13 protein-coding genes and 1 pseudogene are annotated in these 14,276 nt (G+C 65.9%); 5 read left to right on the top strand and 9 right to left on the bottom strand.

Going from position 1 to position 14,276, the window contains the following annotated elements:
- Positions 1-8: 8 nt before the first annotated feature.
- Both IEY98_RS28365 and IEY98_RS28370 read right to left on the bottom strand, forming a co-directional pair.
- Complete coding sequence (locus tag IEY98_RS28365) at positions 9-1,379, bottom strand: hypothetical protein (protein WP_189213733.1); 1,371 nt, start codon at positions 1,377-1,379, stop codon at positions 9-11.
- A 63-nt stretch (positions 1,380-1,442) separates the two neighbouring features.
- The gene (locus IEY98_RS28370) at positions 1,443-2,111 is read right to left on the bottom strand and encodes a CHAT domain-containing protein (protein WP_189213734.1); all 669 of its coding nucleotides are present in this window, start codon (positions 2,109-2,111) and stop codon (positions 1,443-1,445) included.
- A gap of 293 nt (positions 2,112-2,404) precedes the next feature.
- On the opposite strand from IEY98_RS28370, the gene IEY98_RS28375 reads away from it, so the two are divergent.
- Positions 2,405-3,103, top strand: a complete 699-nt coding sequence (locus IEY98_RS28375) for a DUF6338 family protein (protein WP_189213735.1) — start codon at positions 2,405-2,407, stop codon at positions 3,101-3,103.
- On the opposite strand, the gene IEY98_RS28380 is transcribed toward IEY98_RS28375, so the two are convergent.
- The 4 genes from IEY98_RS28380 to IEY98_RS28395 all read right to left on the bottom strand — a co-directional run bounded on the left by IEY98_RS28380 (position 3,039) and on the right by IEY98_RS28395 (position 7,969).
- Positions 3,039-3,620: a 4Fe-4S single cluster domain-containing protein gene (locus IEY98_RS28380; protein WP_189213736.1), complete on the bottom strand. Its 582-nt coding sequence runs from the start codon at positions 3,618-3,620 to the stop codon at positions 3,039-3,041. The two genes, IEY98_RS28375 and IEY98_RS28380, sit on opposite strands and share 65 nt — an antisense overlap.
- 838 nt (positions 3,621-4,458) lie before the next feature.
- Positions 4,459-5,442, bottom strand: coding sequence for a CBS domain-containing anti-phage protein (locus tag IEY98_RS28385; protein ID WP_189213737.1), 984 nt, complete (start codon positions 5,440-5,442; stop codon positions 4,459-4,461).
- Positions 5,439-7,244: a DUF262 domain-containing protein gene (locus IEY98_RS28390; protein WP_189213738.1), complete on the bottom strand. Its 1,806-nt coding sequence runs from the start codon at positions 7,242-7,244 to the stop codon at positions 5,439-5,441. The genes IEY98_RS28385 and IEY98_RS28390 overlap by 4 nt, the downstream gene beginning before the upstream one ends.
- A gap of 305 nt (positions 7,245-7,549) precedes the next feature.
- Positions 7,550-7,969: a DUF2690 domain-containing protein gene (locus IEY98_RS28395; protein ID WP_229787626.1), complete on the bottom strand. Its 420-nt coding sequence runs from the start codon at positions 7,967-7,969 to the stop codon at positions 7,550-7,552.
- Between the two features lie 276 nt (positions 7,970-8,245).
- Here IEY98_RS28395 and IEY98_RS28400 point away from each other — a divergent pair, with 276 nt between their 5' ends.
- Both IEY98_RS28400 and IEY98_RS33515 read left to right on the top strand, forming a co-directional pair.
- Positions 8,246-9,097, top strand: coding sequence for a helix-turn-helix domain-containing protein (locus IEY98_RS28400; RefSeq protein WP_189213740.1), 852 nt, complete (start codon positions 8,246-8,248; stop codon positions 9,095-9,097).
- Positions 9,098-9,110: 13 nt separating this feature from the next.
- A pseudogene (locus IEY98_RS33515) lies at positions 9,111-9,474 on the top strand (IS701 family transposase); the annotation flags it as partial.
- Between the two features lie 357 nt (positions 9,475-9,831).
- Here the strand turns inward: IEY98_RS33515 and IEY98_RS28405 are convergent.
- Positions 9,832-10,080, bottom strand: a complete 249-nt coding sequence (locus IEY98_RS28405) for a hypothetical protein (protein WP_189213741.1) — start codon at positions 10,078-10,080, stop codon at positions 9,832-9,834.
- Positions 10,081-10,290: 210 nt separating this feature from the next.
- Positions 10,291-10,641, bottom strand: a complete 351-nt coding sequence (locus tag IEY98_RS28410) for a hypothetical protein (RefSeq protein WP_189213742.1) — start codon at positions 10,639-10,641, stop codon at positions 10,291-10,293.
- A gap of 994 nt (positions 10,642-11,635) precedes the next feature.
- On the opposite strand from IEY98_RS28410, the gene IEY98_RS28415 reads away from it, so the two are divergent.
- Together IEY98_RS28415 and IEY98_RS28420 are read left to right on the top strand one after the other, a co-directional pair.
- The gene (locus IEY98_RS28415; protein ID WP_189213743.1) at positions 11,636-11,989 is read left to right on the top strand and encodes an RICIN domain-containing protein; all 354 of its coding nucleotides are present in this window, start codon (positions 11,636-11,638) and stop codon (positions 11,987-11,989) included.
- A gap of 464 nt (positions 11,990-12,453) precedes the next feature.
- Positions 12,454-13,131 carry a hypothetical protein gene (locus IEY98_RS28420; protein ID WP_189213744.1) on the top strand — a complete coding sequence of 226 codons (678 nt, stop codon included), beginning with the start codon at positions 12,454-12,456 and terminating at the stop codon, positions 13,129-13,131.
- Between the two features lie 132 nt (positions 13,132-13,263).
- Here IEY98_RS28420 and IEY98_RS28425 read toward each other — a convergent pair whose 3' ends face one another.
- The gene (locus tag IEY98_RS28425; protein ID WP_189213745.1) at positions 13,264-14,163 is read right to left on the bottom strand and encodes a LysR family transcriptional regulator; all 900 of its coding nucleotides are present in this window, start codon (positions 14,161-14,163) and stop codon (positions 13,264-13,266) included.
- Positions 14,164-14,276: the final 113 nt, after the last annotated feature.

The following is a 14,276-nucleotide window of genomic DNA, read 5'->3' on the forward strand; positions in this document are numbered from 1 at the left end:
CGCCCCCGTCAGGACTCGGTGGTCCGGTCGGCGGAGGCGCGCGCGGTGCGCGTTCTGGTTTCGGTCACCAGCGCCCGCACGTCGCGTTTGGTCTCGTCGGGGCGGGCGGCGTCCTCTTCGGCCGACAGCTCGATGCCGCTCTCGGCGAGCACGCTGTCCCGGATGGACCGGGTGCGGGCGGCGCGTTCGGACTCCGCGGCGTTGTCGGCGTCGAAGTTGTGCAGCCGCACCGTCGGCGGGGCGTCGGCCGGGCCCGGCTCCACCTCGATGACGATCTCGCTGCCGCTGGCGTGGTGGACGGTCTTGGCCAGGAACGCCGCGCGCTGGTCCTCGCCGCTGAAGCCCGCCTCGGCGACCTCGTAGTGGTGGTGCTCGTCGAGCGCGTCGGCGATAAGCTCGGCCAGGTTGGTGCGCAGCTGCGAGGCGTGCATGGCGGTGACGGCCTGGCTGACCACCGACTCCAGCCGCTGCTCGAAATCCGGCGCCGCGGTGCTGACCACCCGCATGAGCGCCTCGGTGGTCATCGCCTGGTCATCGGCGCGCACCTGGGCGAGCAGCGCGTCCACCTCGCCTGCCAGTCGCGACAGCGCGCCGCGCGACCAGTGGTCGACATCGGGCGCCTCGGCGTCCGGCAGGTTCAGCTCCACAGTGGTGTTCTGCGCGATCAGCTCTCGGACGCCGAGCAACTCGCGCTCGGCGGCCGCGCGGCAGGTCCGCCACTCCTGGTCCAGCTGCTCCAGTTCCATGCGCAGCTCGCCGAGGGACTGGCACAGCTCCTGGGCGCCGCTGAGCCCGTACGCGCCGATCCCGGCGCTGTCGTTTCCGCGCGCCGTCGCCAGCCGCGCCTCCAGCGGGCCGAGCCTGCCGGGCAGGTAGCGCTCGTGCGGCAGCGCCCGCACCTGCTCGCACAGGATCTCGGCGTCGGCGACGAAGGCGCGGGCCAGTTCGGCGGCCCGGTCCTGGTCGGCGCGCAGGGCGGTGATCCGGCCGTCGAGTTCGGCCATCCGCCGGACCCGGTCGCCGCGCTCGGCGTCGATGGCCGCCCGCAGTTCCCGACGCTGGGCGCTCAGCACCTTCTCGGTCTTGACGCCCTGCCTGTCCAGTTCGGCGCGAAGCGTGTCCGCGGTCGCCCGCAACCGCCGCGCCGTCTCCTGCTCGATGCGCCGGGTGTTCTCGCTCAGCCCGGAAACGGCCTGCTCAAAAGCGTTCTGCCGAGTGCGCACCTCGTCCATGGACCGGTCGATGTCCCGCTGCGTCTGTTCGCGCACGCGCTCGATCAGCCGGGGAACGTCGCGTCTCATCTCCGCGAGCTTCCCGGCGTCGCGGCGCAGGCGGTTCCACTCGCCCTCATCGACGTAGATGCGCTTGCGGCCACTCACGAACGCCAACCCCTCGCTGCCATGCCCCAGGTACCCATGACGTCATCGGTGCCAAGGGGTTTGTTACACCCCCAGCACCACCAATTGGTTTCCAATCTCGCGACAGTGCCGGTCAAGCCCCCCGGCCTCCACGGAGGCGATCCGCGCGGCCGACCCCAGCGCGGGCCGCGGCTCGCTGATGAGTGCGCGGTAGAAGCAGCCCGCGAACGCGATCGCGCAGTCATCGTCAAGATCCCCCCGCCACGCGACGACCGTCGCCGCCAGCCCGGCGAACAGCTCAGCCACCTCGGCGCTCCCACAACAGGAGAGGACGATCCCGTCCAGGCCGAGGCCCCCGTGATCACGGTAGGTCCGCAGCCGCTGGGCCACCGCATCGGCCGCCACCGCGTGCGTCTCGCCCTCCGCGTCCTCGAACAGGAACTCCGCACCCCGCATATGACAGGACAGGTGCAACACGTCATGCCGCTCGCGCAGCAGGTCGGAGAGGTCGTCAACCCCAGCGGCAGGCCGGTTCGCCACCACGAGCCGCCCCGGCCGCGCAACCCGCTCGATGGCCCGAAACTCCCGATCCGCCCGAATCCGGTCAAGGTCGATATCGAACGGACTGGCCCCGACAAAGAAAACCCGCAGCGGGTCGGCCTCCGCTGAGGACCGCTCACCATTCGCCCTGTTGTCGACCCTGAAGTTCTCGACAGTTCCCTGGAACACATACATGTCGCGCTCCGCGCGCAACTGACGCTCCCGGCCCCCACCCGAACGAGCGGCATCGGAGGTGGGTGGGGGGTTGTTACTCGTTGGTTGTGGATAACTGGGGTGGGGAGTGGTCACGGGTTCGGGGCTCCGGTGGGGGAGGGACGTCGACCGGGGGCGGTTCGGGAGGTTCGGTGAAGACCGGGAGTTTCACCGTCACCGTGGTTTTGTGTCCGCGAACGCGGCGGCGTTTGGGGGTGCTGGGCTGTCTGTCCGGCTGGGTGGTCATCCGCACTCCGGTGATCAACGAGCGGTGAGTATGACACAATCAGGTGATGCCGTCGACGCTGGTGGGTCTGGTCATCTTCGTGGCCGGTCTGGCACCTGGCCTCGCGTTCGTCCTCGCCCGGCAGCGTATCTCGCCGCAGCGGGCGGTATCGGCGGTTCGGGAAACCGCGCAACTGGTGTTCGTCAGCCTGGCGCTCGATCTCGCGGTGCTCGTCGTCTTCGGGGTCGTGCGGGCGGTCTGGCCGTCGGTGACGCCTGATGTCGGAAGGCTGGTGCGGGAGCCGGGCGCGTACTGGCGCGAGTCCTATCTCCTCGTCACCTGGTGGTCTGTGGGCGCGCTGGTGCTCGCGATAGCCGCGGGCGCGCTCGTCGGGGCGCGGACCGTCGGGCGGATGCTGGGCAGGCCCGATCCGCGGCCGCACGAGTCGCGGGCGTCGGCGTGGTGGCTGGTGCTGCAGGAAGCCCCCAGGCGGCGGGTGCACGTGGCCTGCACCTTGGACGACGGGTCCTATGTGGCCGGTTGGCTGGCGTCCTACAACACCGATGTCGCCGAGACCGGTGACCGTGACCTCGTGCTCGCCGCCCCCATCCAGTACCGTCCGGCGGGCGCTGCGAACAGCGCCGAACTCGTGCGCACCACGGCGGCCGTCGTCAGCGCCCGCAAGATCGCCCTCCTGCTCGTCAGCTACCAAGCGCCCGATCCAGCACCCCGAGCAGCCCCTTCGGCGGAACCCCCACCAGTGTGACGTCCCGCTCGCCCACCCGGATCTCCACGGACCGCGGCGCGCCCGCGAAGTCGAAGCCGGCCAGCCGCCCGGTCAGGTGATGCACGGTCTGGTTCGCGCTTCCGCGCATCCCCACGCCGTCGTTGAGCCGCTCCACGTACTGGCCGTCGATCAGCACGTCCACTTCGGACAAAAGCGCCGCCGCGTCCGGCATGCGACGCAGGCGGCCGAGGGTGTACCCGGTGAAGCACACAACGGACACGTCCCGCCGCGCCCGCACGACCCCGACCAGCTCGGCCAACGCCGCCGCCTGCGCCATCGGCTCCCCGCCGCTCAGCGTGAGGCCGTCGACATCGGGGTCGGCCAGCACCTCGTCGGCGAGATCGGCGACCGCGACCGACCGACCGCCCTCCTCCGGTATCCACTCCGGCGCGACGCACCCCCGGCAGCGGAACGGACAGCCCTGCACCCACACGACCGACCGCACGCCCGGCCCGAGCGCCCGCGTCCCGACGCAGGTTGCCGCCACCCTGAGCATCGCTGTCCCCTTCCCGCCGCTGGATCGTCGGACCGGAGCCAACCGTTACGGCAGGAACGCGCCGGACCGCGACCACGGTATCGGCGGGCGTGGGGGGATCTGCCCTCGGCGGCGTGCTCGGCCTGGTCGCCACCCATAGCGGCGCGTCGGGCAGTTACTTCTCGACGCACCGGCCGGGCCAGATCGGTTCCAGCAGGGCTTGGGCTCTCGCCGTGGTTGGGAGGCGACGTTGGCGGTGCGAGTCCGTAGAACGCGGCGTACTCGCTGACCCCTTCGGGCCCGGTGTGCTCGAACAGCGGCAGGGTGAGGACGAGCGCTCTCGTCGAGGAGCGCGATGAAGTGTCCCAGTTGATCCACGCGCCTTCGGCGAGTGCGTTGCCCAGTCGGGTCTCGATGCTCCCGCGACAAGCGCGGTGGGGCATCGGATGGTCGAACGGAGAACGCCCAGAGCAGCGCTTTCCGACCGATCCGTGGACCTTCAGCTCGCGGACGAGCTCGCCCACGATGGCCCGGAGCTCTTGAAGTCGTTGTGCACATGGCCGAGCCAACTAGCCGACATCTGCCACCCGATCGTCGGCAGGATACCCGCTGGCATAGGTGGAGTAGGCCTGGAGCACGCGTGCGTGCTGGAGGGTATCCAACCCGCGGTTGATGTGGCCTGCTCAAGCAGCGCATTAGACAACCGTCAGAGACCGGTCCTCAGGCCCTCCGGTGTTGACTCATCGATAACCGTTCGACGGTGCGTTCGGTAGCACCCGTCTAACCGCGGGGCCGCTGCTCTCTGGTACGGCACCCAGGAGCGGCGGCCCGCGCGACCAGACGACTTATGGGCACGGCGTTAGGGAACGTATTGCCTGAGCAGTCCGGCGAACTCCTCCAACGTGGTCAGGCTGGCGCTGGTGAGTGGCTGGGGACGAAAGTGGGCGATCTCGTTGCGGATCACGCGCACTCTGTCCAACCGGTGCACGAACTGGTCACGCGGCACCCCCGTCCACCCGATCCGCTTCCAGTTGACCTCGTTGTCGATCAGGCGCTTGTACTCGCCGAAGGTCAGATCGGCGATCCTCCCGGTCTTCCACTTCTGGACGGCCCTGACAGCTTCCTCATCCAGGACGGCAAGGCACTTGCGCAGCCGCGCTTCGATGTCCCCCACGAGGAAGAACGGCCTGGCCATGGTTTCGAAGTGGCTGCTGACGTCCGCGGAGGTGATGATGCCGCAGAACTTCCCGTCATTGGCCCGCACGAGCAGATAGCCGTGCTCGGTGATGGTGGGCAGGTGGGCGAGCAGTTGGTGGTGGACTTCGGCCGAGACTGGGTTCTTCACCATCGCGCTGCTTAAGGTCGGTTGCTTACCCGTTTCCAGGTTGACGGCGATGCTGCTCCAGGTGAGCACCCCGCGCAGGTCGGCCGTGCCGTTGATGACCGGCAACTGCGAGTAGTTCTTGACCCTCATCAACATGGTGGCGGCGGCGAGATCTGTGTGCGGTGATACCGACTCCACCCCGTTGCGTGCGCTGGGCAGGTCGCCGACCTGGAGTGCGCGGTGGGGCATCGCCGTCGGGGACAGCTCGCTCTCGTCCTGCGCTACGGACACGGCAGTCGGTTTGGCTTTGACGAGGTGGAGCTCGGCGGTGCCTGCGCAGGTGGTGAAGGACGGGATGGTGCCCACCTCCGCCGCAGCGAGGCAAGCGCTGATCCGGGCCACGTTGTCGTGGTTGCGCACCCGTACCCCGAACATGGCCAGGAACTCCCCTGCCGGGATCGTCTTTCCCACCATCTTCACCAACGCCGCGGGCTCGATCACCTGAAAACCGTCGGTCACGTCGTTTCACCTGCCCTGCGGACGACCCGCTTGCCCATCGTGCGCTCTACCAGGGACAGGAGACGCTCGTAGCGGTCGTTGTAGAAGGTGGTGAAGTCGTCGCTCCTGAGCGCGACAGGGTTGACCAGGTGGGTGCCGAGGATGTCGTCGAACCACTCGTCGGGTGTCCCGGTCTCTCGGGCCAGCACGCTGACGTAGGTCGACGGCGCCCCCGTCATCCGACGGCTCGCGTGGTGAGACATGGGTGTCTTGTTCACGATCGAGTCGGCACGCGCCTTGGGGTACCCGTTCCTCGTGACCCAGCTGGCCGGAAACACCTGACGGATCGCCACGCCCTGCCCGATGACGAACGGCCCGGTCATCTGCGACTCCTCAGGATGGAGCCAGTCCACCGCACCCTGTTTGATGATCAATGCTTGGAGGCCCTTGTACGCGGCGCTGTTGCGGGTGGTGAGGGTGTTGAGCCGTTCGGCGAGGAACGCCGCTTCCACGACGGTGTCCGGTTCTCCGGGGTCGCCGTTCATCCACGCCACGAGTTGCTCCACGTCCCTGGTGAAGCGGCTCTCGACCGACCCGCCATACATCTCGCCGAGCACCCCGCACCAGAACCACCGGGTGAGCCGCTCCACCGCGTCGGGTTCGATGGCCTGGTCCCCGAGCAGCGCCCTGACCGCGGCCAGCGGCACGAGTTGTGTGCGGTAGGGCAGGTCCCTGATCGTGAAGATCGCCTGGGTGCCGAGGAACTCCCCGACCCAGGCGAAGGCCTGGGCCACGACGGGCTCCAGCCGTCGGAAGTCAGCGAGCGGGAGCGCGAGCAGATCTCGCCGCTTACAGGCGACGGAGTTCGCCATGCCCGCCCGTTTGCGCTCGAACGAGAGCACCAGGCTCACCGCTTGAAGGAAGTCGACATTGGTCAGCCCCTCGTCACGGCCGCTCTCCACCTGACCGAGCACCGGGTACTGGCTGACGAGCTTCTCCTTGGTGCCGCGCCAGACATCCGGGAGGCCGTACTCCGTGCCGTACTCCTCGGTGTGCTTGCGGTCACCCGCGTACGTGGCGGTGAGGAGTTCGAAGACGTTGAGCGCGACACCGCCGGTGTTGACCCGCTCGAACACCGAGCAGACCGCTTCGTTCGGCGTGGTGGAGTCGAGCCGGATCATCGGGATCAGGCACTCGCGGATATTGTTGAGGACCCGGGCGTTGAACGCCGTCCACCGATCCCAGTTCTCGTCCGCCAACTTCACGAAGGATTTCTGCCACGCGCTGACGGCGTCGTCGTCGAAGACCAGGTGGAGCGGGAAGTAGCCCTCCCGACATTCGCCGTCCCTCGTGCTCAGGTCGAGGCGCACCCGGCGCGCGAAGTCCTCCCTCAGCACCCGATCAGCTGGCACGGAGACGACCGCGTCGTCCCGATCGGCTTCCGGGTCGATTGCCTTGTCGATGTCGAGGTAGTACCAACGCTCGACCTTGCGGTCACGGGCGTCCACGGTGGCCACGGGTCGGTCCAGGTACAGCGCTTGGACCAGGGAGGTCAGCCGTTGCTGGCCGTCCAGCAGCAGGAGGTCGGGGATGACACCGGCTTCGCTCTCGACACCGGCGAGCGTACGGGCGCGGAACTGGGCCGCACCGCCTGTCTCCAGGGTCATGACGACGCCGAGCGGGTAATCCAGTGTCACCGTCGCGATGAGAGCTCTGATGCGCTCGTCGTCCCACTTCCACTCGCGCTGGAAGTCCGGCAGTTGAATTTTGGCTGCGGCGACGTTCTTCAGCAGTTCGCGCAGCTTGGGGCTGTCGAGGGCCACGAGCGCTCTTCCTCTTACTCCGGCGACATGTCACGTACGGTGGGCAAGTCGTAGCCGAAGGCGCGAAGGTTACCGGATCCGGGCGCAGTTCCCTGTGCCGGCCTGGTGCGGGGCCACTGGCTGGGGGAGGCTGCACGGGCGGTGCGGACCTCGGCCACCCGGTGCTGGGCCTGGCCGGTGACGAGATCACGGCCGACTGGGGCGAACCCGTGCCGGTTGCTCAGCACCGCGACGGACTCCTCCACGCAAGCCGAATGCGTCGGTCCTCCGCGCCCAGGTGCGGCGCGGAGGACCGACGTATTGTTCTAGGCCCAGCCGGTTCGCACGTCACCGGCTTCACCCCGGCAGAGGTACGACGGGCTGTAGATCATCTTCGTCCACAGGAAGTACCCGTTCTTGGTGCTGTAGCCCTGCTTGTAGCCGGTCGTCTGCACGACCCAGAGCGAGCCGCTGTAGCCGTTCTGGATTCGCGCCCAGTTGGTCTTGCACGAGGGCGACCAGCGCAGTTCCAGCGTGAAGTTGCCAGCCCGAGCGCTGGCGGTGGTCACAGCATCGCCACTGCAACCCATCGCTTCCGGATCCTTGCCCGAGCAGTAGTCGCCGTAGCAGCCTGCGGTGATTCCGGCTGCCGTGGTCGGTACTGCGGAGGCGGCTGCTGGGACGAGAAGCCCCAGGAAGGCCGCCAGAGTGACAATCACTGCCGTCATCAGTTTCTTGGTAATCATTGATCCTCGCGTTTCAGGTTTGCTACCAGGGTCGGTGCTGGTCGTGAAATCACCGTGACAGGCCCGACGAAGTGGATGCCAGTGGTCACCGTCCTTAAGGTGTCCTCTCTTTGTCCATTCCCGCTTCATGTGCATCTGCGCAGGTAGACGCGTCGCGGTTGAGGTGTCCCCGTGTGTCCGGGCAGGCTTGCGGGACAGCGTGATCACCCGACTGGCGGCGGCAGGGTCACCTACTTGTCGCTAGAGTGACCGGATTGATCGCTGTACGCTCGCCTAATGGCGAGCGGTGCTGAAGATAATGTGCGAAGACCTGACGACACCCTGGCTGAGTTTTGCGCGGATTTCGTCGCGCAGTTGAAAAGCCGAGGTGTTTCCCTTAGGCAGGCTGCCGAGCGATCTGGCTGGTCGAAAACGTCGATTGGCAATATCGCGAAGAGCGAAAACCTTCCCAAGCTCGATCTCGTCGTCGATGTGCTCACCAGTATTGGCCTGTCCGCTAACGAGGTGGAGGAATGGGCGAAGCGCCATGCGCTCCTCGCTGCTCTGCCGTCAGCAGCAAGAAGCGGCGGTCCCGTCAGCGAAACGCCTTCGACAACGCCAGCCCCGAAGCGATCGGCGGTGCTCATTGCTACAGCACTGCTGGCGGCTGTGCTTGCCAGTGCCATAACCGCCGCTGGGTTCACATACCTGAGGCCGGTAGCTTCCGGGAATTCGGGCCAAACTGCAGGCGGAAGCACCACGGGCGAGACCAGACCTGTTGCGATCGAGATCTACAACAAGGTTGCCCTCGGTAGCAACGATCTGCGCGAAGACACCACCCGAGTCTATCTCTCAAGCAGGACGGTCGGCTCCTGTTCGCGCAAGGCGTGCAAGATCGAGAACACCGAGATGAACAGCGGCGTGTTGGTCGTTGCTACTTGCCGGACCCTCGGTGATGAGTTGGTGAACTTCAACCTGGATGCGCCGGGGTCGGCCAGCAACCCTCACAGTGCGAGATCGGCGCTCTGGTACCGCGTTGTACTGCCTGACGGGCGTTCAGGCTTTGTTTCCGAGGTCTATGTAGCTCCGCGTGATCGCGGAGGGCTCGGTCTCCCCGACTGCCCAGGAGTCATCGCGGCCTCGCCATAACCCTGCGCTCTGGTTGGACGCCCGGCTGCCGGAACGGGCGTGGCAGCGGCTCGTCCGCTGGCAGCGGGGCCAAGGGCCCCCTGCTCTACGACCGGAGTGGATCATTGTCACCGCACCGGGCTGACGTGCCGCCGGGCACCACTGGTTGCTGGTCCGCCGCAACCGCCATACCGCGTTCCAGACCCTCGAAGGGGCAGACGGGCCTGGACCAACATCAGGTCCGAACCTGGACCTCGTGGCATCGCTGGACCACGTTTGTGTTGTTGGCGCACCTGTTCCTGGCCGTCACAACCGCGGCCGAGCGGCCGCACCGGCTCCGGCAGGATTGCTTCCGTTGTCATCGAAGGAGATCCCGGCACCTGTTCGTCCGTCTGGTGGCATGAGTGATGGTGACACGAAGACCGGTGCGGGGGCTGCGTACGATCAGTCCCGCGAAGTGTTGATCGTCCAGACTTCCTACAATATCCACGCGTACCGATATCCGTTCGACAAGTTCGACCAAGGAGGTATGTGAAGCGATGAGGGCATCGGTACGGGCAGAACTGGTATCGGGTCAAACGTGGAGATTCTATTTCAGCCGATGGCAAAAGGATGCCATCTGTGGGTGTTTCTCACTGATGACCTCTCTGGCTGTTTCTTCGAACGCAATTCGCGTCCAAGTGGGAGCGTCGATCGGTGAACTGCGAATATTGGAGGCGCAGTTCGCCTCTGCGGTTAAGGCTGGCTGGTTGGAGCTAGCCGAACAGGAAGTGCATGTTGTGCACGCTGTTCTGCTCAGCTCTGTGGAGCAGTTCGCTGTCGAGGAAGCGTTTCATGTGCGAATTGGTTTCTATCGCGAGAACATCAGAGATCTTGTCGAGGAATCGTTCGCGCTGTCGACACGGATAATCGCCCCAGCGCGGAACGGGTGTAGGCGTGATGTGTGAACGGTCGTGTCGGGCGGTGCCGCATCGTTGAAGTGGCAGCGTGCGCTCAGCAGCCACCGACTACGCCGGTGGGGTGACACCGAAGGATCAGATACGGCAGTAGTTGTCCGCCTGCATCGGCTGGTAATTGATGGGGTGGTCGTTGATCTTCCCGCGAAGCTGGAGATCACGCGGATCCGGGCGAGTTGCTGTAGATGGTTGTCAAACAGGATTATCCGCCATCCATGTCACGGGATGGCGGGCGATGATGCTATCCACTACCTCATCTCAAAACTTCAAGGCATTCCGGGCGAGGGCTCGGACTTCCTCCCAGCGTTGGTCCGTGGACAAAGCCTCCACTGCCCATACGTCCTGATGGTCATTGCCGCTCATCGCGGCAAGAGCTGCATCAATTGGGCCGAACTGTTCCCGTGCGTTGGCAGGGAGCCATCCATTCGATATGAACGCGGGCAACAACAGGTAGCCATCGTCGAACTCAAGGGCGAGTTCGTCGGCAACCGCCAGCTCGCCAGGGAGCCCCAGGGACGCCAACCACGCACGTTGATGCGGAGCGTCTAGCGCGAGGATAGCCACGGCTCTCAAGAAGGCCACCAGGGTGCGAACATGCGGTTCGGTCATTGCGGGAACCTTACAGTGCCAACCTGCCCATTCGATACCTTCCACCATGGCGCACGGCCATAGTGGCGTATCGAGCCTGGGGGTCCCGCGGATGTAGCGACCGGTGCAGTCGGTGCCCGCGGCGTTCATTTCCCCGGAAGTTCCAGCCGCTGCCAGCATTCCTTCCCTTGTCCATGGTCCCGATCACCCAGTTCGGTTCCCGATCAAGCTCTTCACCTGGGCGAGCGTCTTCCCCACCACCAGTGTCAACGGCAACGGAGCATCCGTCTTTGACCCCTCACACTGCCAGCGTGGTGCATGTTGCTCTGACCTGGCTTCCCCATGGATCAGCAGGTCAGCCGCTTCCGTGGTAGCCGTTGGGGGTCGTTCGGTGTTGATCTCGCCGGACTCTCCACGGTGAGCTCTCCCAGCTCACCACGGCCCGCAGTCCGGCGACCATGCCTTTACGCAGTCGGTTGGATTGCGCGGCCCGGCCTCCCTTGTCGCGCAGCGACCTGGCGGTCGGTCTTACCGGCGGTCAGGGGACCAGCAGCGCTGCGGCGATCGCTGACGACAAGCAGAGGCAAGACCGAGACGTTCGATGATCCCCGCGTCGGCAGAAACGATCCCTTGGGGTACTTGCGGATCGTGCCCAGAAACGAACAGCTGCTGCGGGCACCGGCGACGACCACCGCGGCGGTCCTCGGGTCCACGTCTGGTTGATAATTGATCTCGATCGGCACGAGCCTGGAACTGCCGGTTCACCCGACCAGTGGCTCTGTCTGCACCATCATGCGCGCGAGTGGCTTGTGAGTACCTTCCTTTATCCGTCTTTTCGGTGTGACCACTCGTCCGCAGCGGTTCAGATTGCTGATCATGCGCCGGTTATGTGGACCGCCTGCTAGCCTGTTTTCGATTTATCCGCCACGGGTGAGGTGGGTAACGATCTGCGGTCAAGGGGGAGGAGTGCGAGATGGGTGCGGGGCGACCTGAACAGCCGTTGGATCCGGGCGGCGTGAACAGGCACACGGCCATCGCCTACGACTGCCACGGCGGTGACAACCAGTTCTGGCAACTGGAGTCGCTGGGTACCAACATCTACCGGGTCCGCAACCTGGGCAGCGGTGAGTGCCTGCACCAGAAGTACGACGGCAGTACGCCCACGACCACGGTCCAGGTCCTGGCGTGCACCGACGCGAACTGGATCAACCAGCGGTGGCGGGTCACCGAGTGGAACGACGGGTCGTACACGTTCAAGAACGTCCGCAGCGAGTGGTTCCTCGACCAGAGCCTGATCCCTCAGGTCGGTGCGGACGTCATCGATGCCGTGGACCCGACCATCCTGCGCGTGTTCGACGATCCCTCCTAGCCGTCGTTGCAACCGCAGGCTTCCCACCGGCGCTCGTAGTCTAGTCCGCGCTCTACCGAAACGGCTGGTTCGGAACTCAACGGGTCGACGCGTACCGACCTGGGGAGTGCGGCGCTGCCGTTCTCGCAGCCCGCGTGCCTGCAAACTGCCTCGCGAGATGCGTGGCGGCCCTGAGAAATGAGGCCTCCTCGATAGAGGGTGAGATCAGTGCGTCGGCTCCCGAAACTGTTCGCAATTGGCCTATGATCTTCTCTCGGAGCCGCGCCATCGGACGAGGCTCTTATAGGTGTCCGATTGCGTTACCTAGTCGCTAGCGTCGAGGCGCGTCCCGGCTGAACGGGGGAGTGAAAATGGGTACGAGGCGACAGCACAAACGACCTGGAGATGCGCGACCCGTCAAACCGCAGGCGAAGGGTGGGGCGCCGAAAGCGGCTACAGACTACCTCGGTTGGATCGCACTCCTCGTGACCGTATTGCCTGCGTTGGTCGCGACTTGTCGAATCCTTTCGCTAGCGCGCTGGGACTTCACGCTACTGCCGGTCGTGCTCAAGGCGGCAGAGTTCAATGTCGTAGTTCTTCCCGCGTTTCTCCTGTCGTACCACATCATGGGTCTGCTTGGCATCGTGCTGGTTGTGAGGATGCTGCGCGCGCGGGCGATCTCCCTGGTGGCGGCCCGGCTATCACTAGCTTCGCTCGTCGGCTTCGGACTGATGTTCACCTCCGCCGTTCACGTGGTGCTTCTCTCGATTGTGAGCACCTTGGCGCTTCGGGAAGTTGATCCCGACAAGCCGACCGCGTGGTATGTCAAGCTCGCTTTCGGCGCCTTCGGTTCTGTTTATGCGGTGCTGTTCTTCCTGCGGCTGATGTCCAACACGAACTACTGGCTTCCTAGTGAGATAATCGAGCTGAAAGACAATGCCGGGAAGCATGTGGTGTACGTAGTCGAGTCGGGCGATCATGACCTGACGGCGATTCCGGTCGAGTGGAAGGACCCCTTGATCATTCGACAGGAGGACATCGCACGACGCACCCTCTGTGCGTGGTGGCAGCCGACTACTGCTGAGCGCATCTTTCGTCTTCCGATCGTCCAACTCCTTCAGCCCGAACGAGAGCAGAAAATGCCGCCCTGTTTCAGCGCGTAAGTGCGCTGCACGGTGACTGCGGCGGATGCCGCCGATGGGAGCACAAGGTCAACGACCACGAGCTGGTCACCCCGCTGGACGGGCACGCTCCCACGCGGACTACGCCGCGCGGCTGGCTGTTACGTGCCCCTCTCAGACGTCGTCGAAGTGCACTGGGCCGAGGTTGCGCACGGTGTGGGCGAGGGCGCGGATGAGGTCGGTCTCGCTGTCGGTCCGCCACACCAGGGCGTAGGACAGGGGTGGCATGTCGTGGACGGGCAGCCATCGGATGTGCGGCATGAGCCAGTACCTGGTGACGTGGGACGGAAAAGTGTGCACGACGTCGCCGTTGCCCACCAGGTTGATCAGCTCGTCGCTGGTGGTCACCCAGTGGGTGCGCTCGATGGCGCGGCCGCGCGGGGTGTGGAACGGCAGGTACCGGTCCTCCCAGTAGTCCAGCCTCAGCGGCGCGGAGGCGTGCGGATGGTCGGCCAGCGTCTCCAGGGAGACCGAGGCCCGGCTGGCCAACTCGTTCTCCGCGAACACCGCGAGCAGGCGGGGGTCGGTGAACAGCACCGGCCCTACGGTCAGGTCCGGCTCCTCCACCGGTAGCCAGACGACCAGCACGTCCGTCTCGCCGCGGCGGAGGGCGGCGAACGGGTCGACATAGGGCAGGGGACGGACCCGCAGCTCCCACTGCGGGTTCTGGGCGCGGAAGGCCTTCCAGTACGGGTGCAGTTCGGCGACGTTGAACGGCAGCAAGCCGACACGCAGCGTGCCGGTCACGCCACGGGCCGTCAAGCGCGCCCGTTCCAGACTGTCGCGCAGGCCGGTGTAGACGGGTCGGAGGTCGTCGCGGAGCTGCTGTCCCAGCGGGGTGAGCCGGATCCGCCTGCGGTTGGAGCGGTCGAACAGCGCGCCGCCCAGGCGCCGTTCTTGCCCGGCGATGGCCTGGCTCACCCGCGCCTGGGAGACGTGCAGGCGCTCGGCGGCCCGGCCGAAGTGCAGCTCCTCGGCGAGCGTCAGGAAGATCTCGACATCCCTCAGCTCCATTAACACCTCCCCGCGGCACGACCGGCCCGTGCGATAACCGACGGGTTATCGGCACGCGCGCGAAGTCTACGTTGATCCAGGTCAGGGCGGCGGCGATGGTTGGACCGGTCACC

Origin of the sequence: Actinokineospora fastidiosa (genome assembly GCF_014648415.1) — a bacterium.
Lineage (GTDB): Bacteria > Actinomycetota > Actinomycetes > Mycobacteriales > Pseudonocardiaceae > Actinokineospora > Actinokineospora fastidiosa.